General features: G+C 60.4%; 20 protein-coding genes. 9 read left to right on the forward strand and 11 right to left on the reverse strand.

What is annotated here, in order from left to right:
- Together HKD28_RS03110 and HKD28_RS03115 are read left to right on the forward strand one after the other, a co-directional pair.
- Positions 1-2,418, forward strand: a complete 2,418-nt coding sequence (locus HKD28_RS03110; protein ID WP_194266846.1) for a beta-glucosidase family protein — start codon at positions 1-3, stop codon at positions 2,416-2,418.
- Positions 2,415-4,640 (forward strand): MGH1-like glycoside hydrolase domain-containing protein, encoded by a 2,226-nt coding sequence (locus HKD28_RS03115; RefSeq protein ID WP_194266847.1) that lies wholly within the window; start codon positions 2,415-2,417, stop codon positions 4,638-4,640. The genes HKD28_RS03110 and HKD28_RS03115 overlap by 4 nt, the downstream gene beginning before the upstream one ends.
- On the opposite strand, the gene HKD28_RS03120 is transcribed toward HKD28_RS03115, so the two are convergent.
- Positions 4,613-5,599, reverse strand: coding sequence for a LysR family transcriptional regulator (locus HKD28_RS03120; protein ID WP_228125309.1), 987 nt, complete (start codon positions 5,597-5,599; stop codon positions 4,613-4,615). The genes HKD28_RS03115 and HKD28_RS03120 overlap by 28 nt on opposite strands.
- A 116-nt stretch (positions 5,600-5,715) precedes the next feature.
- On the opposite strand from HKD28_RS03120, the gene HKD28_RS03125 reads away from it, so the two are divergent.
- Together HKD28_RS03125 and acnA are read left to right on the forward strand one after the other, a co-directional pair.
- Positions 5,716-6,738: an isocitrate/isopropylmalate dehydrogenase family protein gene (locus HKD28_RS03125; protein WP_194266848.1), complete on the forward strand. Its 1,023-nt coding sequence runs from the start codon at positions 5,716-5,718 to the stop codon at positions 6,736-6,738.
- A gap of 33 nt (positions 6,739-6,771) precedes the next feature.
- Complete coding sequence (acnA, locus tag HKD28_RS03130) at positions 6,772-9,462, forward strand: aconitate hydratase AcnA (protein ID WP_194266849.1); 2,691 nt, start codon at positions 6,772-6,774, stop codon at positions 9,460-9,462.
- A 117-nt stretch (positions 9,463-9,579) separates the two neighbouring features.
- Here acnA and HKD28_RS03135 read toward each other — a convergent pair whose 3' ends face one another.
- The 3 genes from HKD28_RS03135 to ahpC all read right to left on the reverse strand — a co-directional run bounded on the left by HKD28_RS03135 (position 9,580) and on the right by ahpC (position 12,525).
- Positions 9,580-10,212, reverse strand: a complete 633-nt coding sequence (locus HKD28_RS03135) for a LysE family translocator (protein ID WP_194261291.1) — start codon at positions 10,210-10,212, stop codon at positions 9,580-9,582.
- Positions 10,213-10,265: 53 nt separating this feature from the next.
- Positions 10,266-11,837 carry an alkyl hydroperoxide reductase subunit F gene (gene ahpF / locus HKD28_RS03140; RefSeq protein ID WP_194261290.1) on the reverse strand — a complete coding sequence of 524 codons (1,572 nt, stop codon included), beginning with the start codon at positions 11,835-11,837 and terminating at the stop codon, positions 10,266-10,268.
- A 124-nt stretch (positions 11,838-11,961) separates the two neighbouring features.
- Positions 11,962-12,525, reverse strand: a complete 564-nt coding sequence (gene ahpC, locus HKD28_RS03145; RefSeq protein WP_194261289.1) for an alkyl hydroperoxide reductase subunit C — start codon at positions 12,523-12,525, stop codon at positions 11,962-11,964.
- A gap of 246 nt (positions 12,526-12,771) precedes the next feature.
- On the opposite strand from ahpC, the gene HKD28_RS03150 reads away from it, so the two are divergent.
- Positions 12,772-13,701, forward strand: a complete 930-nt coding sequence (locus HKD28_RS03150; protein ID WP_194266850.1) for a hydrogen peroxide-inducible genes activator — start codon at positions 12,772-12,774, stop codon at positions 13,699-13,701.
- A gap of 7 nt (positions 13,702-13,708) precedes the next feature.
- Positions 13,709-15,208 (forward strand): hypothetical protein, encoded by a 1,500-nt coding sequence (locus tag HKD28_RS03155; protein WP_194266851.1) that lies wholly within the window; start codon positions 13,709-13,711, stop codon positions 15,206-15,208.
- A 32-nt stretch (positions 15,209-15,240) separates the two neighbouring features.
- Here HKD28_RS03155 and HKD28_RS03160 read toward each other — a convergent pair whose 3' ends face one another.
- Both HKD28_RS03160 and HKD28_RS03165 read right to left on the reverse strand, forming a co-directional pair.
- A complete protein-coding gene (locus tag HKD28_RS03160; RefSeq protein ID WP_194266852.1) occupies positions 15,241-15,699 on the reverse strand; it encodes a hypothetical protein in 459 nt (152 codons plus the stop codon).
- Positions 15,700-15,804: 105 nt separating this feature from the next.
- Positions 15,805-17,079, reverse strand: a complete 1,275-nt coding sequence (locus HKD28_RS03165; RefSeq protein ID WP_194261285.1) for a cation:proton antiporter — start codon at positions 17,077-17,079, stop codon at positions 15,805-15,807.
- A 212-nt stretch (positions 17,080-17,291) separates the two neighbouring features.
- On the opposite strand from HKD28_RS03165, the gene HKD28_RS03170 reads away from it, so the two are divergent.
- Positions 17,292-17,513 carry a hypothetical protein gene (locus HKD28_RS03170; RefSeq protein ID WP_194266853.1) on the forward strand — a complete coding sequence of 74 codons (222 nt, stop codon included), beginning with the start codon at positions 17,292-17,294 and terminating at the stop codon, positions 17,511-17,513.
- Between the two features lie 3 nt (positions 17,514-17,516).
- On the opposite strand, the gene HKD28_RS03175 is transcribed toward HKD28_RS03170, so the two are convergent.
- Genes HKD28_RS03175 through HKD28_RS03195 form a run of 5 tightly spaced genes read right to left on the reverse strand, consistent with a single transcriptional unit; the run spans position 17,517 to position 21,847 of the window.
- Complete coding sequence (locus HKD28_RS03175) at positions 17,517-18,164, reverse strand: glutathione S-transferase family protein (protein WP_194266854.1); 648 nt, start codon at positions 18,162-18,164, stop codon at positions 17,517-17,519.
- Positions 18,164-19,249 (reverse strand): tRNA 2-thiouridine(34) synthase MnmA, encoded by a 1,086-nt coding sequence (mnmA, locus tag HKD28_RS03180; RefSeq protein ID WP_194266855.1) that lies wholly within the window; start codon positions 19,247-19,249, stop codon positions 18,164-18,166. The genes HKD28_RS03175 and mnmA overlap by 1 nt, the downstream gene beginning before the upstream one ends.
- Positions 19,250-19,254: 5 nt before the next feature.
- Positions 19,255-19,569: a ferredoxin family 2Fe-2S iron-sulfur cluster binding protein gene (locus tag HKD28_RS03185; RefSeq protein ID WP_194261281.1), complete on the reverse strand. Its 315-nt coding sequence runs from the start codon at positions 19,567-19,569 to the stop codon at positions 19,255-19,257.
- Between the two features lie 21 nt (positions 19,570-19,590).
- Complete coding sequence (locus tag HKD28_RS03190; RefSeq protein WP_194266856.1) at positions 19,591-20,733, reverse strand: cysteine desulfurase family protein; 1,143 nt, start codon at positions 20,731-20,733, stop codon at positions 19,591-19,593.
- A gap of 13 nt (positions 20,734-20,746) precedes the next feature.
- Positions 20,747-21,847, reverse strand: coding sequence for a cysteine desulfurase family protein (locus tag HKD28_RS03195; protein ID WP_235993276.1), 1,101 nt, complete (start codon positions 21,845-21,847; stop codon positions 20,747-20,749).
- Between the two features lie 136 nt (positions 21,848-21,983).
- On the opposite strand from HKD28_RS03195, the gene HKD28_RS03200 reads away from it, so the two are divergent.
- Positions 21,984-22,649, forward strand: a complete 666-nt coding sequence (locus HKD28_RS03200) for an alpha/beta hydrolase (protein WP_194266857.1) — start codon at positions 21,984-21,986, stop codon at positions 22,647-22,649.
- Positions 22,650-22,818: 169 nt separating this feature from the next.
- A complete protein-coding gene (gene tyrS / locus HKD28_RS03205) occupies positions 22,819-24,069 on the forward strand; it encodes a tyrosine--tRNA ligase (protein WP_194266858.1) in 1,251 nt (416 codons plus the stop codon).
- Positions 24,070-24,132 lie beyond the last annotated feature (63 nt).

Below are 24,132 nucleotides of genomic sequence, written 5' to 3' on the forward strand. Positions count from 1 at the left end.
ATGACGAACACATTCCGAACCGAAGCAACCGCAATCGTCGCGCAGATGACGCTTACGGAGAAGCTTGATCTCGTCTGCGGAAATGGCCTGTGGCGCACGACCGGCGTACCCCGGCTGGGTCTTCCTTCCCTCCTGATGGTCGATGGCTCCAACGGTCTTCGCGTCGTGCCGGACCAGATCTCCACACACACAAAAAATACCGATCTTGGAGCTTTCCTTGATGCCGTCGAGACTACGGATGATCCAGAAAACCGGGATGACAACGTCCTTCTCGGCAAGAGCATCCCGTCGACATGCTTTCCCTCCCTCTCAGTTCTGGCCAATAGCTGGGACATCACATTAGCCCATGAGGTCGGAACCGCACTGGCACTCGAATGCCGGGCTGCGGGCGCACAGATCCTGCTCGGGCCGGGGATCAACCTGCGCCGCTCCCCGATGGCCGGTCGGGGATTTGAATATTTCAGCGAAGACCCGATCCTGACGGGAGAAATGGCTGCAGGAGTCATTCAGGGACTGCAGGACAATGGCGTGGGAGCATCGCTCAAGCATTTTGCATGCAACAACTCCGAAACCGAGCGCATCAGCATGGATTCCGTCGTCGAGCCCCGCGCGTTGCATGAACTGTATCTGCTGGGGTTCGAGCGGGCGATCGCCCGGAGTAACCCGTGGACAGTCATGACGTCCTACAACCGGCTCAACGGGGTGCAGACATCACAGAACCCGTGGCTCCTGCGCGATATCCTGCGTGGTCGGTGGCACTATGACGGTATGATCATGTCCGACTGGCACGGGATTCAGGATCTCCCCGCCGCAGTAAAAGCCGGAAACGATCTGGACATGCCGTTCAATGCCGCCCGCAGACGGCGTCTTGAAAACGCTGTCTCAGGCGGGAACGTGCCAGTCGCGGTGCTGGACGAGGCCTGCATCCATATCGCGGCCCTGACGCTCCGTAGCGCAGACGCCCAGCGCAGACTGCCGGTTTCGCGCCCGGATTTCGCTGCCCATCACGATCTGGCGCGCAAAGCTGCTTCCCGCGCCTGCGTCCTGCTCAGAAACCAGAACAATCTCCTCCCCCTCACGCCGAAACCGGGCAATCGCCTGCTGGTCATCGGCACAGGCGCGGTCTCCCCCGAAATTCAGGGCGCGGGCAGCACCGCCGTCCGCCCCATCCGATGCGACATTCCGGTGGAATGCCTGCAAGCGACTGCCCCTGAAGGCGTATCCATTCATTGGGAACCCGGCTGGAGCGTGAATGGCACGCATGACCCACACCGTCAGGATGCAGCCCTTGCCGCCGCACGCAGCGCTGAAACCGTCATCGTTTTTGCGTCCACCCCGCCCAGCGTCAGTGGCGAAAATGCCGACCGGCCCAATCTGGATCTCTGTCAGGCGCATAACACCCTGATCGCTGAACTAGCGAAGCTCCATAACAGGATTGTGGTGGTTCTCACGCATCCGGACGCCGTCGTTCTGCCATGGGCCGACAACGTGCAGGCCATCCTCTCAGCGGGCTATGCGGGGGCAGGATTTGGACAGGCCGTAGCCGATATCCTGTTCGGGCATACAAACCCTTCCGGCAAGACATCCGTCACATGGCCGGTACGATCAGAAGACTGCCCAGCCTTTCTGGGCTACCCCGGCGAACAGGGAAAACACCTGTATCGGGAAGGCATTTTTGTCGGGTACCGGTTTTTCGATATCCGCCGAATAGAGCCTCTTTTCCCGTTCGGCCACGGATTGTCCTACACGCCCTTCGCTTACGACACCCTAAAACTGACAAGCAGCGCGGAAGGTGTCGCAATTCAGTTTACGCTGTCCAACACCGGCACCCGGACAGGCCGGGAAATCTGTCAGCTGTATCTCGGACGAAACCCAGCCGCAGCCAACAGGGCCTTGCCCCATCATCCTCTCCGGGCTCTGAAAGGATTTACGACCGTTTCACTGGAACCGGGAGAAAGCCGCGTCGTGACCATGATGCTGGATCGCCGCGATCTCGCCTATTTCGATACCGTACGCGAAGACTGGACCGTCCCCGCCGGAACGGTCAGAATCGACATCGGATCATCCTCCCGCGATATCCGCCTGTCAGCCCCACTACACGTCACAGGCGATACCACACCAGCACGATGGCTTGACCTGCACACCCCACCCGGCCAAGTGCTGGAGGTCCCCGGCATGCAGGAAGAACTGGTCGCATGGCTTGCTGATGTGACCGGCCAAAGCATCATCGAAACCGAGACCCGACTTGCTCCCTGCTATCGCTCCTTTCTCGGCATTTACGACACACTCTGCTGGTCATTCGGCCTTGAACTGGACGAAACACGACTGACACACATCCTTGACGACGCCAACCGACGCAGTGGCGCAAGAAAACCCGGACATCGCCCCGACAATTGCAGCAAACAGGATCCGTCATGATTGTTGAGAGCACAGTGCCCCCAGCCCGCGCATGGAACACCTGGTCCGACCGCCCGGCGGCCATGACCTTCCTGCCGCTCGGCGTTCATGTCACGCCCCTGCTCTATTCCACCAGCCAGCGCAGCGCGACCCTGCTCCCACCGGGAAAGGATCTTCTGTTTGGTCGTCATGATATGGCCGGAAGGCTGGTCGAGTTCGAAACCCGGCATGGCGGGACGGAAATCGCATTCAGCTACGAGAAAGATGATCCCTACTGCCTGCTGGGGACATGGAAGGGGAAAGTTCTCGCGGAATGGGGCCTGCGTTACTGGGTAAACCTCTGCCTCTCTGCCGAATGCGGCGCCACTGTGACCTATAACGGCGAGGCTGCTGTTATCCAGTTGGGTTATCGGTACGTTGCCCTGATGAGCGACACGGCCCCCATTCAGGTCACAGCTCATGAAACGCTGAAAGCCGCAGCACAAGATTTCAACGATCACGGCTATTTCCAGACATCCAGCAGGGGAACATCTGCCCCCGTCATCACATTGCGCTTCAATCTGGAAATGATGCGCAAAGGGCGCTTCGCCGCAGCCGTGGCGGATAGCGAAGAACTGGCAATCGCGAAAGCTCGGGCCACGCTTGAATGCGCTCCCGAGAAAGAGCCTGCGCTTCCAACCCAGACCGGTCGGCACGCCGGAGCCTTGGATGCCGTTCGGGATGTCATGGGCTGGAACACCCTGTATGACGGTATCAATCGTCGCCCCTATACCACCTTCAGCCGGATCTGGAATCTGGGGACATTCGCGGTCTGGTACAACGATCAAACCTATTCCGCACTGATGGCCGCCCTCCTTGATGGGCAGACTGCGCGCGAAAACATGGCGGTGGCCACGGCAAGCGCAACACCGCAGGGTAATTTCGCCTGTCTCGCCACATCGAACGACACATGGGTGGATCGTACTCAGGCTCCGAATGGCGCCTTCATGACGTGGATGATTTATTTGCGCCATCGCGAAAAATCATTTCTCGAATGCCATTATGAGGCTTTATCCCGCAACCACACCTGGTGGCGCCGCGAGCGCGACCCGGATGGAATAGGGCTTGTCTCATGCGGAACATCCGATGTCGGAGAAGCCTTGTACAAAGGCACTCATTTCGGAGCCCGCAATGAGACGGGGATGGACAATTCCCCAACCCATGATGAAGCACTCTACAGCCCCGAAACACGCACGCTGTCATTGCTCGATGTCGGACTCAACTGCTCTCTGGCGCTTGATGCGGAGTGTCTGGCGCATATTGCGCGGGAACTGGGGCGCACTGAAGACGCACAGACTTTCAATGCACTGGCGAACGACACGCGTAGCAAAATCCGGGAACATCTATGGGATCATGAACGCAGCATTTTCGCCAATCGCCAACGTCATGGCGGGTTCGTCAACAGTGTCGGACCCACAAGCTTCTTCCCGCTGATCTGCGGTGCTGCCACGCCGGAACAGGCACAGTCCCTGATCAGACATTTCTCTGATCCGACCCGCTTCGATGGCCCCTATATGATCCCGAATGTCAGCCGGGATGACCCTGCCTTTGCAGATAACGTCTACTGGCGCGGCCGTATCTGGCCAAATGTGAATTATTTTGTGTGGCATGGTCTGCGGCGCTACGGGTTCGTCGCAGAAGCATCCCTGCTCGCCGAACGCAGCATGGCACTGTTCAACCAGTCATGGACGGACCGCAGAATCGCCGCAGAAAACTACTCGGCCACAACCGGCGAGGCCAACGACCAACCGGATACGGACCTGTTCTATTCCTGGGGCGCAATGCTACCCATGCTGGGTGTTGCAGACGTTATGGACATCAACCCCTGGGCGGGCTGGGAACTGCATAATACAGGCGCAGACGTCACACTTGGCCCGATCCACACACCCATCGGAAAGGTCATCATGACTGTTACGAATGGCCGCTTGACGTTATCCCGTGGGCAGGAAGAAATTCTCTCCTGGACCGGAACAGGCCGCCTGACAAACCTCAAAATCAGCGAAGGGCTCATGAGTTGCTGCATCCATGCTCATGGAGGCCAACAGGGAATTCTGACCCCCGGCCCAACCTACGCCGCGCGGATCGTAGAAAGCCGTCTGGATGGCAAGCCTCTTCCCGCCGCTCCAAACCAAGACATAGACCTGTCCAATAGTTATTCCGGGCAACGTCTCGATCTTTATCTCGCCCCATTACCCGCGGCGTGACCATTCAGGCATTGCCCGACTGGCAGACGAGGTTGATCAGATCTTCCATCCACATAAGTCTGCCTGATGCGCCGGGCCTGATGAATGAAATAAAGCTTGGCCCCCGTCATGCGGACAGAACGAAAAACCAGATAAAGCGGTGCCGTCAGGGCCGTGCGGGATGACAGTGGAATATAGACCACCTGCTCGGCATGATGTTGCTGCATGGACTGCGGGACGAGGGAAATCCCAAGTCCTCCAGCCACCAGATTCAAAGCTGCCAAAAGCTGCGGACCTTTCTGATGAACCCGTGGTGTAAAACCCGCTCCCAGACAGGCATCCACGATCGTCTTGTACAAGCCGTTATTGTATTGGCTCTGATAGAGGATGAAGTCCTCATTCTCGAGGTCTGTCAGTTTCAGCCCTGACGCCGGAGCGTCTTTCGCCAGACGGTGCGTTCGAGGAACCGCCACCACCATAGGTTCTTCCACGATCAGTTCGACCACAACATCCGACACATCGGGAATGGACGTCCGCACAAAAGCGACATCCACCGTATCCTCCCGCAAACCTCCCAGAAGCTGGCTGGAATTGCCCTCCGTCAGCGTCAGACCAACATCCGGCCAGGTTTCGCGGAACTGCCCCAGCATGTCCGGCAGACTGGGATGACACAGGGCGGAGTTGGTGAACCCGATCGACAGTTCCCCAGTCTCCCCCCGCACGATCCGGCGGACATCTTCGACGGTCTCATCCATACGCGCGATGACATCATACGCCCCTTTGAGCATGCTCCGTCCTGCGGACGTTAGCCGCATGCCCTTTGCATGACGCTCGAAGAGTTGCACCCCCAGTTCTTGCTCCACTCCCTTAAGCAGCCGCGTCAGCGGGGGCTGCTGAATGCCCAGCCGCTCGGCAGCCCGGGTAAGATTGCGCTCCTCGGCAATGGCGATGACGGCATGGAGGTGTCTGAGTTCGATCATTCCATACCTTTAAAGTATGATGAAACCCCTCTGCAAACATTGGTTCAGACACGGAACTTCTTTAAGGTCCGCCGCGTCACAGACACATATCCTTTTGCCCCGAACAGGAACGCGCCATGACCAAGACCATTCCCGCCACACTCATCGCCGGTGACGGAATTGGCCCGGAAATCATGCAGTCGGTCACGACCGTCATGGACGCCCTCGACGCCCCCTTCCTCTGGGACCACCAGAGCGCAGGCGTCGGCGCGTTCGAGCAGCACGGAACCGCCCTCCCCGAGGCCACGCTCGACAGCATCCGCCGCACTGGTCTTGTGCTGAAAGGCCCGCTGACCACCCCCGTCGGCAAGGGCTTCCGCTCCATCAACGTCACGCTGCGTCAGGCCTTTGACCTGTACGCCAACGTCCGCCCGACCCAGACCATTGTCCCCGGCGGACGGTATGAAAACGTCGATCTGGTCGTGATCCGCGAGAACATTGAAGGCCTGTATGCCGCGATGGAGCATTACATGGCCGTGGATGGGGACCCCGAAGCCGTGGCTTATGGCGCCGGGTTCAATACCCGCGCCGAATGCAATCGGATTGTCCGTTTCGCCTTCGAATACGCCATCAAGAACAACCGCAAGAAGGTGACGCTCGTCCACAAGGCGAACATCCTGAAAATCCTGAGCGGGCTGTTCCTGCATGAAGGTCGCAAGGTCGCCGCGGAATATGAAGGCCGCGTGGTGCTGGAAGAGCGGATCGTTGACGCCTGCGCGATGGAGCTTGTGATCCGTCCGGAAAATTACGACGTCATCGTCACAACCAATCTGTTCGGCGACATCCTGTCCGATCTGACAGCAGGTCTTGTGGGCGGCTTAGGCATGGCACCGGGCGCGAATATCGGCGAAAAAATGGGTATCTTTGAAGCCGTCCATGGCTCCGCACCAGATATCGCCGGACAGGGCATCGCCAATCCGCTGGCGCTGATGATGGCGGGCAGCATGATGCTCGCCCATGTCGGACGGCTAGACCTCTCTGAACGGCTTGACGGTGCGATGAAGCAGATCCTTCAGGTCGAAGGCCTCCGCACCCGCGATCTGGGCGGCAACGCCACCACGCAGGACGTCACGCAGGCCCTTCTGCGCGCCATCAACTAATTCCCTGACAGCCCTCCAAGGACTATTCCCATCATGAAACAGGTTGGACACGACCTTCTGGACTGCCAGCGCGACCTCTCGATCGAGGGGCGCTCCTATCGCTATTTCTCTCTGCCCGTCGCCGCTGAAAAACTCGGCGATATTTCGCGCCTGCCCGTCAGCCTGAAGGTTCTGCTCGAAAACGTCCTGCGCTTTACGGATGGCACGACCTATCGCGTTGAAGATGCACAGGCGATTGTCGACTGGACGAAAGCTGCACACTCCACCGAGGAAGTCCCGTTCAAGCCCGCGCGCATTCTGATGCAGGATTTCACCGGCGTTCCAGCCGTCGTCGATCTGGCCGCCATGCGCGACGGCATCGTCTCGCTCGGCGGTGATCCGCAGAAGGTCAATCCGCTTGTGCCCGTCGATCTGGTCATCGACCATTCCGTCATGGTGGACGTGGCCGGACGCAAGGATGCGCTTCAGCAGAACGTTTCGCTGGAATTCGAGCGCAATGGCGAACGTTATGCGTTCCTGCGCTGGGGTCAGGAAGCGTTCGACCAGTTCCGCGCCGTCCCGCCGGGGGCGGGCATCTGCCATCAGGTCAATCTGGAATATCTGTCGCAGGTGGTCTGGACGGGAACGGTTGGCGACGTCACCTACGCCTACCCCGACACGCTGTATGGCACGGATTCCCACACGACCATGGTCAACGGGCTTGGCGTTCTGGGCTGGGGCGTTGGCGGGATCGAAGCCGAGGCCGCCATGCTCGGACAGCCGATTTCCATGCTCATCCCCGATGTCGTAGGCTTCCGCATGGACGGGCGTCTGCCGGAAGGCACGACCGCGACCGATCTGGTCCTGACGGTCACGCAAATGCTGCGCGCCAAGGGCGTGGTCGGCAAATTCGTGGAGTTTTTCGGCCCGGCGCTGGATCATCTGCCGGTCGCGGATCGTGCGACCATCGCAAACATGGCGCCGGAATATGGCGCAACCTGCGGCTTCTTCCCTGTCGATGCGCTGGCGCTCGACTATCTGCGTCAGACCGGCCGTGACGAACACCGCATTGCCCTGACCGAAGCATGGCTGCGCGCGCAGGGCATGTTCCGCGATGCCTCCACGCTGGAGCCGGTGTTCTCGGACGTTCTGACACTGGATCTGGGCACGGTCACGCCCTGCATTTCCGGCCCTAAGCGCCCGCAGGACCGGATCGAACTCTCCGCCGCCACCCCGGCTTTCGAAAAAGCCCTGACGGAAGCGCTCGGTGTCAAACCGGACGCGATTCACAAAACCGCCCCCGTCGCTGGCACGGACTATGCGATCGGGCACGGCTCCATCGTCATCGCCGCCATCACATCCTGCACCAACACGTCCAACCCCGCCGTTCTGGTCGCGGCCGGGCTGGTGGCCCGCAAGGCCCGCGCGCTCGGACTGATGCCGAAGCCCTGGGTCAAGACATCGCTCGCGCCGGGATCGCAGGTCGTGACAGACTATCTGGATCGCGCCAATCTGAGCGCCGATCTGGACGCGCTGGGTTTTGAGACGGTCGGTTATGGCTGCACGACCTGCATCGGCAATTCCGGCCCGCTGGCGAAGGAACTGGTGGACACGATCGAAGGCAATGGTCTGGTCGCAACGTCCGTCCTGTCCGGCAACCGGAACTTCGAGGGCCGGATTTCCCCCAACGTCCGCGCCAATTATCTCGCAAGCCCGCCGCTCGTCGTCGCCTATGCGCTGCTGGGAACGATGCGCGAAGACATCACGACGGCTGTGCTCGGACATGGCCCCGACGGTACGCCGGTTTATCTGCGCGATATCTGGCCGACCAATCATGAGATCGCAGAACTCGTCGGTTCTGCCGTCACGCGCGAAGCCTTCGTCGAGCGGTACAGCCACATCACGGAAGGCACCAAGGAATGGCAGGCTCTGGCCTCCGCCGGAACCTCAGCCACCTATGACTGGCAGCCCGGCTCGACCTATGTGCAGAACCCGCCCTATTTCGACGGTCTGACCGCCGAACCCGCGCCGACGAAGGACATTTCCGGCGCGCGGATTCTGGCGCTGCTGGGCGACAACATCACGACCGACCACATCTCCCCGGCCGGTGCGATTGCGGCCTCTTCTCCTGCGGGCGTGTATCTTCAGGAGCATCAGGTTGCGGTGAAGGACTTCAATTCCTACGGCTCCCGTCGCGGCAATGACCGCGTCATGGTCCGGGGAACCTTCGCCAATATCCGCATCCGAAACGAGATGGCACCGGGAACCGAAGGCGGCGTCACGCTGCATCAGCCGGATGGCGCGCAGATGTCCATCTATGATGCCGCTAGCCGATATGCAGAGGATGACGTGCCGCTCGTGGTGTTCGGAGGCAAGGAATACGGGATGGGCTCATCGCGTGACTGGGCCGCGAAAGGCACGCGCCTGTTGGGTATCAAAGCCGTCATCGCCGAGAGCTTCGAGCGCATCCACCGTTCCAATCTCGTGGGTATGGGCGTCCTACCCCTGACCTTCGAACCGGGCACAACACGCAAAACGCTGGGTCTGGATGGAACGGAGACGATCGCCATTCACGGCATCGAAACCCTGACGCCGCGCCAGACCCTGACCATGACGATCACCCGTCAGGATGGCAGCACACAGGACGCCCCACTGCTGTGCCGTGTCGATACGGTCGATGAGGCGGACTATTACCGCAACGGGGGCATCCTGCCTTACGTTCTGCGGGGAATGGCTTCAGCCTAAAAAAAATGGCGGGGCTTCGGCCCCGCCATCTCAGTGATGGGCAATGCCGTAAGACACGACGGCAAAGGTTGCTCCCACGACGAAGCAGATCATGAAAAGATAGGTCTTGGTCATCGATCAGGCTCTGCGACTCAGCGCCAGTTTGAGGCTGAACGCCAGAAAAATACTGCCCGTCAGCCGGTCCATACGCCGCACGACCGTCGCACTCGACAAAAACCGTCCGAGAGGCACCGTCAGCACAACGAGCAGCGCCAACCACGCAAACGACAGCAGCGCCTGAATGGCCGTCAGAAGGAGCGAAAACTCCTTTACGTTCACATGCGGCGGAATGAACTGCGGCATGAACGTCATGTAGAAAATGCCGACTTTGGGATTGAGCAGATTCGTCAGCAGACCGCGCCGGAAGGCCGCCCGGGCATCGGCCTGTACCGGCACTGCCTCCGCTGTTCCAAGGGACGTCCGGGGATGCAGGATCAGCCCGATCCCAAGCCACGCCAGATACAGCGCACCGGCCCATTTGACGACCGTAAACGCCGTTTCTGACGCGGCCAGCAGGGCCGTCAGGCCAAATGCTGCCGCAAGCCCCCAGATCCCAAGTCCAAGACAGATCCCCACGACTGCGGCCAGACCGGCCTTCCAACCCGAGGTTGTAGCGGTTCGCAGCGTCATGGCGGTATCGAGGCCCGGCGTAATCGTGAAAACGGCAGCCGCAGCCGCGAAAGTGAGAAGGGGGATCAGGTAAGGATGCATAATCAAAATCTACACCCCGCCCTGAAAATCCCCAATCCCCAATCCCCTTTTCCTTATCCGGCTTTTGCAGCCACAGGCAGACGGATCAGGTAATCAAATGCGGACAAGGACGCCTTGGCTCCCTCACCCATGGCAATGACGATCTGCTTGTACGGCACCGTCGTCACATCTCCTGCCGCGAACACGCCGGGGACGGAGGTCGCGCAGTGGTCGTTGATAACGATCTCGCCATACGGGCTGAGTTTCAGTGCGCCCTTCAGCCACTCGGAGTTGGGCAGCAGGCCGATCTGAATGAACACGCCATCCGTCTTGACGTGATGCAGACCGCCATCGCCGTCGCTATAGGTCAGACTGGTAACTTCCTTACCGTCACCTTCGATCTTGGTGGTCAGGGCATTGGTCAGGACTGTGACATTCGACAGGCTCAGCAGCTTGTCCTGCAACACCTTATCGGCTTTCAGATGCGCGCCGCGCTGCAAGAGCGTGACATGCGAGACAATGCCCGCAAGGTCAATTGCCGCTTCCACACCGCTATTGCCGCCACCAGCTACCACAACCGGACGTCCCTTGTAGAACGGACCATCGCAATGCGGGCAATAGGCCACGCCCTTCGTGCGATACTCGTCCTCGCCCGGCACACCCAGATGCCGCCAGCGCGCACCGGTCGCAATGATGATCGTCTTCGAACGGAGCGTCGCGCCGCTTTCCAGAACGATCTGGTGCAGACCGCCGACGTCCTCAGCCGGAATCAACTTGGCTGCAAGCTGCGAAGCAATGATCTGGACGTCATACTGACGCACATGGGCTTCAAGTGCTGCCGAGAGTTTCGGACCTTCCGTTTCCTGCACGGAAATGAAGTTCTCGATCCCGGCCGTATCCATGACCTGACCGCCAAAGCGTTCCGCCACAAGGCCGGTCCGCAGGCCTTTACGAGCGGAATAGATCGCCGCCGCATCACCAGCAGGCCCGGCGCCAAGCACCAGCACATCGAACGGCGCCATGTCGTTCAGCTTTTCCGCCGAACGGGCGACCGAAGCCGTATCCAGCTTGGCCAGAATATCCGCTACTTCCATCCGGCCAGACGCAAAAGGCTCGCCGTTCAGATAAACCTGCGGGACCGAGCGGATGCCGAGGCGCTCCACTTCTTCCTGAAAATCCGCGCCATCAATAGCAGTATGATGGATCTTCGGATTCAGCACGCTCATGGCATTGAGCGCCTGCACCACGTCCGGGCAGTTCTGGCAGGACTGGGAGAAATACGTCTCGAAATGGAACTCCCCGTCCAGCGCGCGGATCTGTTCGACCACATCCGCCTCGATCTTCGGCGGATGGCCGCTGACCTGAAGCAGCGCCAGAACCAGAGACGTAAACTCATGCCCCATCGGCAGACCCGCAAAGCAGACCTGAATATCCGTATCCGGACGGCGGATGACGAATGACGGCGTACGGGAACCCTGCCCCTTGTCCGAAAACGTCACCTTGGGGGACAGGCTGGCAATATCTTCCAGCAGGCCACGCACTTCTGCCGAACGGGCATCCGCGCCGAGGGTCGCCTCAAGCACGACCGCATCACGCAGGTACTCCATATAGGCGCGCATCTGGGTTTTCAGGTCGTCCTGAAGCATCTTTTTTCTCCGGATTACGGGACTGAATATTTGGAACCGAAAGACTGTCCGGCGCAGCCGCCTCCCTCAGGAGACGGAAGCGGGTGGAGCCCGAAAGCCCCACCCTGATCAGATCCGGGAAGGATCAGATCTTGCCGACGAGGTCGAGAGACGGCTTCAGCGTTTCGCCGCCTTCCTTCCACTTGGCCGGGCAGACTTCGCCCGGATGGCTGGCGACATACTGCGCAGCCTGAATCTTCTCCAGCAGTTCGGTCGCACTGCGGCCGACACCACCGGCAGTGATCTCGATGTACTGGATCTTGCCTTCCGGATCGATCAGGAACGTGCCGCGATCGGCCATGCCAACTTCTTCGATCAGCACATCAAAGTTGCGTGCAATCGCGCCCGTCGGGTCGCCCAGCATCGTGTACTTGATCTTGCCGATGGCCGGGGACGTATCGTGCCAAGCCTTGTGCGTGAAATGCTTGTCCGTGGAGACGGAGAAGATTTCCACGCCCAGTTTGTCGAAAGCGGCCTGGTTGTCGGCGAGGTCTTCGAGTTCCGTCGGGCAGACGAATGTGAAGTCAGCCGGATAGAAGAAGAAAACGGACCACTTGCCGCGAACGTCGGAGTCCGTGACCGTGAGGAACTCACCGTTGCGGAAAGCATCGGTAGAGAAGGGCTTCAGCGGGGAGTTGATGCGTACCATCAGACTGTCTCCTGACCTTGGGTTGGTGTTGTGTTGCGGACTCTGTGTCACACAGAAAGAGAGGGACAGGAAACAGTTCCTGTCAATATGACTGATCGCTAAAACCGAACTTATGAGATGAAGATATCAAGACTCCCGATCATGATATGAATCCTGCCCGCAGGAAACAGCCTCTTCCGACGTTATTTTTCTTTAACAGGCAGAACCGCACTTCCCCATAATGTTATTCGGTCCTATTTATGGAACATGAGCTATGTTCCCCTTTCCGGCCTGTCCCTGCGCGATATCGAATATGTGGTGGCGGTCGATGACCTGCGCAACTTCTCCCGCGCGGCCGAACGCTGCGGCGTCAGTCAGGCCGGGCTGTCCGAACAGGTCCGCAAACTCGAACAGCTTCTGGACGTCACACTTTTCGAACGTTCGCGGCGTCATGTGGCGCCGACTCCTGATGGTGAGCGTCTACTCGCTTTAGGGCGGGAGGTTCTCGCGGCGGCGCGTAACCTGCTCGAAGTCGCCCGCGCCCAGACTGGCCCGATGGAAGGCGCGCTCCGGCTCGGCGTCATTCCCACGCTCGGACCGTATTACATTCCGGGCCTTCTGCCCCGTCTGCGCGAGCATTATCCGGCACTCAGCCTGCGCCTGCGCGAAAGCATGACGGACACGCTGGTCCATGCCCTGCGCAACAGCGAACTGGACGTCGCCCTGATGGCGCTGCCCGTGCCCTCAGAGGCTCTGGAAAGTGCGCCAATCTTCGAGGAATCTTTTCTTGCCGTGTTTCCAAGCACGCATGAACTGGCGCAGAAACCGAAACTTTCCCTCAGTCAGCTTGGCCGCCCAGACCTGCTGCTTCTGGAGGACGGACACTGCCTGCGCGATCAGGCCCTCTCCATCTGCCCGACCATTCCGCGCGAGGGCGAACAGCGTCTGGCCACTAGTCTTGAAATGCTGTGGTACATGATCGGAGCGGGCGAAGGGTTCTCCCTCATCCCCCAGCTCGCACTGCGCAACCGGGTGGACTTCGAGGATCTCATCACCGTTCGCCCGCTTCCCGAACCCGAAGCGCGCCGCACGATCGGTCTGACATGGCGCGCATCGGACCCGCGAGCCCCCGTTTTCCGTGACTTTGCGGCTTATCTTCGCAGTATCACGCCAGAACACTGCCACGTCTGTCGCTGACTCCCTCATGACGCCTCCCCGATCATCAGCCTTGCGCTCCACTGAACCCACCATCATGGGGACAGCCTATGGCGTCGTCCTGTGCGTGATGCTCCTTGTCATCGCCTTGCAGGCCGCCATTCTCCCCGCTTCTGTCTGGCAGGGAGACGAATATGATTATTTTGCCAATATCCGGGAGCATGGTCTGGCATTCCTGTCAGACAGACTGCTCCACTGGAGCCCGCGCCCATTTTCAGAAATTATCATCTTTGCCTACGGAACAGTCGCCAATGCCGCACAGAAGCCGCTGGCCTGGATCTTTCTGGCCCTGACATGGCTGTTTTGCGCTGCGGTCGCATTCGTACCTTTCCTGCGCCGAAGCGACGCTCCTATCTCGGCGCGACTGCTGATTGCAGTATCCGTTGCCGCCATTTTCATGCTCGGTCATCCGTCCGCGGATTTTTTCTACTGGCCGATGGGCACCATCGCTCATCTTCCCGTCCTTGCCGCCGCCTGCGGACTGACCCTTCTGAAGATCAGTCAGATCCTTTCTGCTCGCGCGGAAGCCCTGTTGCTGTCTCTTGCACTGACATCAAGCGAAGCGGGAGTATTTTTCGGAATGCTCTGGTTGGGAATGCGTGGGTCTGGGCTTCTATATAATTGCCGTACCGCCGCATTCGGCCGCGCCAGATGGCTGCTTTTGCCCACCGGGGTTGGACTTTGCGTTTCTGCCGAGATGCTTCTCAACCACAGAATGGGCGGGGGTGGATTTCCGTTCACTCCCACACACGGACATATCAAAGCCAGTCTTGCCGCAGCCTTTGGTCCATTCCTGAAAACGCTGATCGCCCTTCAGCCGAACGAAATGAGTTCAGGTGGTGGGTTTACAAAACAGGCCATGGCCAGCGGACTCGCATTAAAAATCATTCTGACCGGCGCCTTTACGACACTCTTCATGACTTGCGGCATCCGCCCTGCTTTACGGACGCTCATAGCGCCCGCCATTGCACTTGCAGGCACGATGTATCTGACGATCGCCGCCGCTTTCTACGCGTTTGGTTTTCTATGCTGCCAGCGCCATGAAGCGTTCCGGCTGGACCTTTCAGTCCTTCTGGTTTTGCTGCTTTCCGCAGGTCTGAGCACGATTTTATCGGAAAAATTTAAGGCATCTTTCGACGACCCAAAGAGAGAAACACGCCTCCAGATCTGTGCCCTGACGGGACTTCTACTGTTTGCAGGCTGGACAATGCGCTGGCGTCTGTCCGACCTGTCGCTCGCCCTCGCAGGTCTTCCGCTGGAAGAAACTGCTCACAATCGTGTCTGGGCATCCGGACTGTCAGCCGGAACCGATATGACCTATGCGCAAGGCACGGCCTCACCCGCATTCTATTACTGGCACTGGGAGCCAGGCACCTATCATGCGGGTGGCACCGGGTGGGAAGTTCAGTCCGCCATGCGGTATTTCGGCAAGACGACGCTTCATGTCTTGCCGCCCATCAGCCTGCTCGCCCTCCCCGCCAACCCTTAAGCGGGAAGGGACCGATTACTGACACTCAGACTTTATTCGGCCGCGTTGCAACGATGGGTGGAGCCGGGGAAATCCGAGCATTCGCCCTTCACGGAATCCCAGCGGAAATCCATTTCATCACCCGCCATGCCATTTTTCTGGAACTCGGTCGTCACCGCGCTCACATTCGTCACATGGCCTTTGGTGTAAACCAGTTCCACATAACCGTTATAGAAACCCGGGATCTTGCCCACACCTTCGAAATAGGTCGGTTTTCCGTCTTTTCCCGGCACAGCGAACAGCTTGACGACCTGGGCCGGGGTTGCATGTTCCAGCTTGCGCAGGAACTCTGGTGACAGGGTCTGACAGCTGATTTCCGGGCGTGGGTCTTCGCCCACATTCGACTGCCAGCAGGCCGTCTGACCCGGCAGCGGCGTCGCGGACGCCAGATGCGGCGCAACGAGCGACGCCCCAAAAGCTGCGGCCATCGTGACATGCTTCAAACGTATCATCTGTAAAATGCTCCAGCAGAATTCTCTGTTTTCCGAACCTATCACAGCCCTCTTCCGGAACCCACAGACCCTGCCGAACACCTTTTACGGAAATACCCACCCCCATCAGGCCGGAGGCACTTCAACTGCGGAAGGCTTCTCGGGATACAGCCAACGCGCCACACGCCCCATACTCAGGCCCTGAACAATGATCGTGAACACCACAACACCGTAGCACACAGGCAGAAGCGTATCGCGCAGTTCCCCCGCCGGGAGCCCCAGCGCAAGCGCAACGGAAATACCACCCCGCAGCCCGCCCCATGTCAGAAGGCCCAACGCACGCCCCCGCTCTCCGGGCTGCAACTGAACGGGAATGGTGCACAAGAAAACACTCGCCCCGCGCACCAAAACCGAGAGCGGGATGGCCACCACCATCATCAGGAACGGCGCGAGATGGGGCCTGATTTCCAGAAGTTCAAACCCGATCAGAAGGAAAAGCAGAGCGTTCAGGATCTCGTCGATCAGGTTCCAGAACCCTACCATTTCCGCGCGGGATTGCGGCGTAATGGCCCTGTGCCCCGCCTTGCTGGCCAGACTCATTCCGGCCACCACAACTGCAATCGGCCCGGACATATGCAGCCCGTTCGCAAGACTGTAGGTGCCCGCCGCCAGCGCCAGAGAGCCCAGAAGATCAATCTGTGCATCCTCCACGCCGCGAAGCAGCAACAGCGCCAGCCAGCCGGTGAATGCGCCGAACAATCCGCCTCCCACGGCTTCAACCAGAAAACGCACGATGAAATCACTGGCCGAGACGGACGCGATATCTCCCGTGGCCATCCCGATCATCGTTCCGTAAATGACAACGCCTACGCCGTCATTGAACAGGCTTTCCCCCGCGAATGTCGCCTGAAGCGAGGGCGGCAGCCCCAGACGCCGCAACATGCCCACAACCGAGACCGGGTCAGTAGGTGCCAGCATCGCGCCCAGCAGCACGCACCAGCTGAAAGGCACAGCAAGCCCGAATACGGGAAAAATGAACCAGACCGGAACGGCCATCAGCGCCACGGCTAGCGACGTTCCTACGATCGCCAGCGCCGCGACCGCCTTACCGCGAGAGACGATCATTCCCAGATCGACCTGCATCGCCCCTGCGAACAGCAGGAAAGACAGAGCCCCATCCAACAATGTCCGGGGCAGGTTGATCGTGCCCAGAAGGCTCTGAGGAACCTGCTGGAGGTCATAACCCGGAAATAGCGGGTTCAGGAGCATGACGACCAAAGAAATCAGCATCGAAAACAGCAGGATTCCGATGGCCAGTGGAAGTTTCAGGGTCCGGTAATTGATGATTCCCAGCAGCGTTGCCACGGCCAGCAGCAGAGCAAACAGCCCCAGAGAATTCATGACCGCATTGCCCCTTCCCGATCTCTGATCCCACAACCACTTACGTCATGACAGACCAGCAGCGGACAGATCCACTCTGCTTAACTACGCGGAGCACCCGGAAGTTTCTTTTGAAAGACGGCACGCTTACGCTTCCTTACCGTTCCTGACATGACAGACGTTACGGCAGCACGCATTCTTCGGCGGGACAGCAACCGGAGGAAACGGAATTCGTGAAAAAGGCCTGCACCGTAACCGTTTTCATCCTGCTCGCAGCCTGCGCCTCACACGCACCGGCCGACATAGCATCAACTGCCAATGACGACGATGACCCCGGTTACACAGTCAAAAGTGATCGCGGGCACGGCGGTGGTGGCATGGGCGGTAACGGCAGCGTCTGGGGAGAGGTTTTCAGAACTGCTCTTCAGACCGGCATGGGCTTCGTCCACCACTAAGCCTCAGTAAAGCAGCCGCCACTCCGCCGGTTCGGCCTCCGCCAGCGCGTACCATTCCCGCATCAGCGGCTGATCGAGCATCGTCCGCACCCAGACCTTCACGACCGGATCAACTGCCAGTTCAAACGTGTGAATCCGAATGGCAATCGGCGCATACATGCAGTCCGCCACCGTCATCCGGTCCCCGAACAGGAACGTCGTCGGCTGACCCGAGCGCAGGAGCGCATCTTTGAGTGTGCGGCTCAGCAGCGCCACATCGGCCGCCAGTTCCTCGCTGATTTCGGGCAGAGGCGCAGGAATACGCTCGACATCCATGGAGCAGTTCTGGCGGATCGGGCGAAAACCGGCATGCATCTGCGCGCTGATGCTACGGGCATGGGCCCGCACGATCCGGTCTTCGGGCCACAGAGACGGTGCGATTTCCGCGCAGTATTCGCAGATCGCCAGACTTTCCCAGACATCCGCGCCGTCATGCTGAAGATACGGCACCATCCGGTTGGGCGAGCGCACATGAATCTCGGTCGTCCGGCCACCACCCTTGAGCGCAATCACCTCTTCCGTCACGTCCAGGCCGGCCAGCCGCACCGCCAGCCAGCCCCGCAGGGACCACGACGAATACCGACGCGACCCCAGAAGCAGCATTCCCGCCATCAGGCCTCTCCCGCAGTAATGAAGCCGCCGCCCAGCACGCGGCTTCCATCATACAGCACACAGGCCTGACCGGGCGCGGGCATCGCGGCCTCGTTCAGTTCCACCAGCGCACCGCCATTCTCCAATGGCTTTACAACAGCCTCGCGCAGCTTTTCGCGCGCGCGGATCTGCACGCCACAGCGCACGCCCTCAGCAGGCGCATCGATCAGCCAGTTCATGTCGCGCAGACGCACGGTCCGGCGACTGTCAGCTTCCGAAAGCTGCACGCGCGGCCCGACCACGATGCGCCGCTTGGGCACATCAATGCGCGTCACCATCTGGCGTTCGCCCGTTGCGGTATGGATGTCGCCCAGACGTTTGCTCTGCCCGACCGTATAGCGCGCCACGCCTTCGTGCCGCCCCAGAACCCTGCCGTCCTCGTCCACGATCTCGCCCTCGCCCCGCACTTCCGGGCGCAGCTTCTCGACCAGTTCGGCATAGGAGCCGGTTGGGACGAAACAGATATCCTGACTGTCGGGCTTGGCCGCAATCGACAGGCCCAGTTCTTCGGCCAGCGCCCGGACATGCGCCTTGTCCGGCATCTCGCCCAGCGGAAAGCGCAGATAGTCAAGCTGGTCTTTGGTCGTGGCGAACAGGAACCAGGTCTGGTCCCGCTCGGCATCGACAGGACGGTGCATTTCCGCTCCGTCCGGCCCGTCGACACGACGGACGTAATGCCCGGTCGCCATGGCCTCACAGCCCAGATCCCGCGCCATGCCCAAAAGATCCGTGAACTTCACGCCCTGATTGCAGGCCACGCAAGGAACAGGCGTTTCGCCACGCGCATAGGCATCCGCAAAGCTCTCGACCACACTGTCACGAAAGCGCGTTTCCGCATCAATGACGTAATGCGGAAAGCCCAGACGGTCTGCCACGGCGCGCGCATCCATGATGTCACGCCCCGCACAGCACGCACCCGGCTTGGCAGCCTGTCCGTGATCGTAAAGCTGGAGGGTGGCGCCAATCACCTCGTGGCCCTGCCGTTTGAGCAGCGCGGCCACTACGGAACTGTCCACGCCTCCCGACATGGCAACGAGGATCCGCATGGTGCTCAGCCCGCCTTCGGAAGGCGGACGGTCAGGCCATCCAGCGCATCCGTCATGACGATCTGACAGCCCAGACGGGATGTCTTTTCCAGACCGAACGCCAGATCGAGCATGTCTTCCTCGTCATCGGTCGGCTGGCTCAGCTTGGCAGCCCAGTCCGGATCGACGACCACATGGCAGGTCGCGCAGGCCAGCGAGCCTTCGCAAGCGCCTTCAAGGTCGATGTCATGCTTGTGCGCAATTTCCAGCACCGACAGTCCGACAGGCGCGTCCACGTCACGACGGGTTCCATCACGCTCGATAAAGGTCATCTTGGGCATAGGTCGTCCGTTTTTCCGGTTTCAGTTGGGTTGGCACGTCCGCGCAGCGGCGATCAGAAGTTCGGCCGCACGGTCAATATCGGCCTTGGAGGTAGAGCGTCCGACCGACAGGCGCAAGCATTGCGACGCCTTCTGCGCAGAAAGTCCCATCGCCGTCAGCACATAGGAAGGCGCAATCTCCGCTGCCGTACACGCCGATCCGGTCGAAGCGGCAACATCCGGGCAGGCTTCCAAAACGTCGAGCGCCCGGAGTCCCTCAGGCAGACAGACATTCAGCGCCCCCGCCAGACGCGGCGCCCCGGCACCGTTCAGGGCAATCCCCGGCAAGCCATTTTGAAGCTGCACCCACAAATCGTCCCGCAACAGGCCCAACCGCACGGCCTCATCCGCCATGTTCGCAACAGCCAGTTCCGCAGCCACTCCAAATCCGACGACAAGCGGTGTCGGCAGCGTGCCAGACCGGAATCCGCGCTCCTGCCCGCCCCCCGAAAACAATGCCTCCAGCCGAACGCGCGGTCGTCGGCGGACGTACAGAGCCCCGATCCCTTTCGGTCCGTACATCTTGTGCGCGGACACGGACGCCAGATCCACATCGCGCAACGACACCGGCATTTTCCCGGCCATCTGCGCCAGATCGACATGCATCAGCGCGCCCGCCGCCTTCACCAGCGCCGCAAGCTGCGGAATATCCTGCAACACGCCGGTCTCGTTGTTCGCGGCCATGATGCTCACGAACAGCGTCGGCACCTTCAGCGCCTCCCGCAGGATTTCGGGATCAACCCGCCCGTCAGCATCCACGCCCAGCACAACCGCCTCAAAGCCTTCAGACGCCAGCGCCCGCACCGATTCCAGAACACATTTATGCTCGGTTGCGACTGTGATGATCCGCCGTCGCGGATCGCCCAGCCGTACCAGATGCCGCGCCGCCCCCTTGATGGCGAGATTGTTCGCTTCCGTCGCACCGGACGTGAATACGATCTCCCGCGCTTCCACGCCCAAAAGCCCAGCCACGCTCTCCCGCGCCCGCTCCACGGCCTCCGCCGCTTTCCGTCCCGGCCCATGCACACTGTGCGGGTTGCCGAAATCCTCCCCGAACCAGGGCAGCATGGCCTTCACAACCGCCGGATCGCATGGCGTTGTCGAAAGATAATCGAGATAGATCATGCCCGTTTCCCGATCATTTCCTTAAACGGCGCGCCATCGCCTCATACGCCTCACAAAACGCCTCAACCTGAGCTTCCTGCACATTCCAAGGAAGTGAAACACGGATGGCCTGTGCTGCGCCCTCCGTCTCCCCCATCGCCCGCAACACATGCGAAGACGACACTTTCCCCGACGAGCAGGCCGACCCCGCGGACACACAGAACCCCGCCAGATCCAGCGTCATAAGCTGCACCTGCGCCGCCACACCGTCCAAAATCAGACAGCTCGTATTCGGCAGCCGCGCCACCGCCTCCCCCGCAACCCGCGCGCCAACAGTTTTCGCCACAGCTTCGACCCGATCCCGAAGACGTTGCACCGGCCCCCAGTCCTGCACACGCGCCGCATCAAACGCCGCCGCCATGCCCAGAATGGCCGGAAGCGCCTGCGTTCCGCCCCGCCGTCCCCGCTCCTGACCGCCGCCCGCCACCAGAGCGTCCATGGGCTCGTCTTCCGCCAGCAACAACGCGCCCGCCCCTTTCGGGCCACCCATCTTATGCCCCGACACCGCAACACTGCACCCGCCCAGCGCGAACGGCACCCGTCCCGCGCTCTGCACAGCATCCACATGCAGATGCGCACCCGAGTCGCGACACACCGCCAGTACATCCTCCAGCGGCGAAAGCACCCCCGTCTCGTTATTGGCGGACATCACACAGACCAGTGCCGGACCACTCTCCCGCAGCCGTGCGCGGAGGTGTTCCACATCCAGAATTCCATCCCTGTTTACGGGCAGGATTTCAGCGTCCGGCGCGGCCTTGAGGATGGCATCATGTTCCGTAGCCCCAACAAAAATCCGACACCCCTGCCCGAAAGCATGAACCGCCATAGCATCGGCTTCCGTCGCACCGGACGTGAACACGCAAGCGCCGGAAATCCGCCCGAAACCTGCTGCCATCCGGCTGCGGGCATCTTCAAGAAAACGGCGGGCCTCACGCCCTTCAGCATGAACCGAAGACGGGTTTCCCGACAGCATCATCCCCTCCAACGCAGCGTCCCGCGCACAAGGGCGGAGCGGCTCGGTGGCATTGGCGTCCAGATAGGTCGTCCCGGGAGCAGTTTTCAGCGCAGTCATCATGTTTTCCAGATTGGGCAAACAGGCGGAAATCGCAATGGCATGTCGATTTTGGTGGAAATCGGCTTTTGCGAATCGGTATACACAGCACCACCGGACGGCAGAGTTCCAATCCTGCCTGACACAGCGCGAGAGTATTATGCCTGAAGTGATGTTCGCCGGCCCAGACGGCCGGCTTGAGGGTCGTTACCACCACTCCAGCGAACCCAACGCTCCGCTCGCCCTGGTGCTGCATCCCCATCCGCTCCATGGCGGCACCATGAACAACCGCATAACCTACACGATGTATCGCAGCTTCGAGAAAATGGGCTTCTCGGTCATGCGCTACAATTCGCGTGGCGTCGGCCGCTCCCAGGGCCGTTATGACGGCGGTATCGGCGAAATTTCCGATGCGGCTGCAGCCCTTGACTGGATGCAGATGGTCAATCCGAACTCCACCGAATTGTGGATTTCGGGCTATTCCTTCGGCGCGTTCGTCGGCATGCAGCTTCTGATGCGTCGCCCTGAAATCAGCGGCTGGATCAGCGTGGCCCCCCCGGCCAACGACTACGATTTCGGCTTTCTGGCCCCCTGCCCGTGCGGCGGCCTCATGATTGCCGGCGGCAAGGACGAAATGGCGCCCGAGCCTGGCATCCGCAAGTTGGTGGACAAGCTGAACACCCAGAAGAACGTGACCGTCGACTACCGTATCTTCGACGACGCCGACCACATCTTCGCCAAACAGGCCGACCGCGTCGGCGAGGCGCTGGAAGATCACGTCAATACGATGCGTGGCCGCAAGGCACTGGCTCTGGCCGCAGACTGATCCGGGACAAACATCCCGACAGACACCTTCAAAAAGGCTCTCCCTCGCGGAGAGCCTTTTTGATTTAGGCTCCACAAATCCCTGTCAAACGCCGAAATTTCCGCTCCCGGGCCGGTCATGCTAGGGTCCGTGTCCCTTCTTTCCAGCAGCAGCGTAGCAAGATCGACCCATGCCAAAGAGTCCGTTCCTCCTCGAAGCCCAGGCCCGCGGCCTGATCTTCCAGTGCACCGACCTCGACGCCCTCGACGAGGCCCTGCTGGCCGGACCGATCACCGCCTATGTGGGTTTCGATCCGACAGCAGACTCCCTGCATGTCGGCAATGCGCTCTCCATCATGGCGCTGCGCCTGCTCCAGAAACACGGCCATCGCCCGATCGCACTGATGGGTGGCGGTACGGCCAAAATCGGCGATCCGTCTTTCCGTGACGAGGCCCGGTCTCTGATTACGAACGAAACGATCGCGCACAACATCGCCGGGATCGAGAAATCCCTGCGCCAGTTCATCACCTTCAGCGATGAAGACCCGTCCAGCGGCGCCATTCTCGCGAACAACGCGGACTGGCTGGACAAGCTCTCCTACATCGACCTGCTGCAGGATGTCGGCGCACATTTCTCCATCAGCCGCATGCTATCCTTTGACAGCGTGAAGCAGCGCCTGGAGCGGGAACAGGGTCTAACGTTTCTGGAGTTCAACTACTCCATCCTTCAATCCTACGATTTCCGCGAGCTGAACCGCCGCCACGGCGCCGTTCTCCAGATGGGCGGCTCGGACCAGTGGGGCAACATCGTCTCCGGCATTGATCTGGCCCGCCGCACTGATGGCAAGCAGATTTTCGGTCTGACCACGCCGCTCGTCACCACGTCCTCGGGTGCGAAGATGGGCAAGTCCGCCAACGGCGCCACATGGGTCCGGGCGGAACGTCTGCCCGCCTTCGAATACTGGCAGTTCTGGCGCAACACCGAAGACGCCGATGTCGGCCGTTTCCTCAAGCTCTTCACGGATCTTCCCGTCGAGGAGTGCGAACGGCTTGGGGCGCTCGAAGGCGCGGACATCAACGAAGCCAAGAAAATACTCGCCACCGAAGCCACCGCCATCTGCCACGGTCGCGCGGCGGCTGAAGACGCCGCCGAAACGGCACGCCGCGTCTTCGAGCAGGGCTCCACTCAGGCTGCCCTGCCAGAAATCGACCTGCCTGCCACTCTGATCGCTGAAGGTCTGCCCGCATTCCGCGTCTTTCAGGAGGCCGGACTGGCCGCAAGTGGCGGAGAAGCCCGCCGCCTGATCCGCGGCGGCGGCGGTCGCGTCAACGACGTGGTAGTTTCGGACGAAAACCAGACTTTCACGCTCGACGACCTGCGCGACGGTGTTCTGAAAGTGTCGTCTGGCAAGAAGAAGCACATCCTGCTCCGTCCGGTCTGACATCCGTCATGACCGATGTCATCCGCGACTCCTGACACTGCACCCTGTTTTTTCTTCGCCGGA

The organism is Gluconobacter cadivus (assembly GCF_015244745.1).
In the GTDB taxonomy this organism is placed as follows: domain Bacteria; phylum Pseudomonadota; class Alphaproteobacteria; order Acetobacterales; family Acetobacteraceae; genus Gluconobacter; species Gluconobacter cadivus.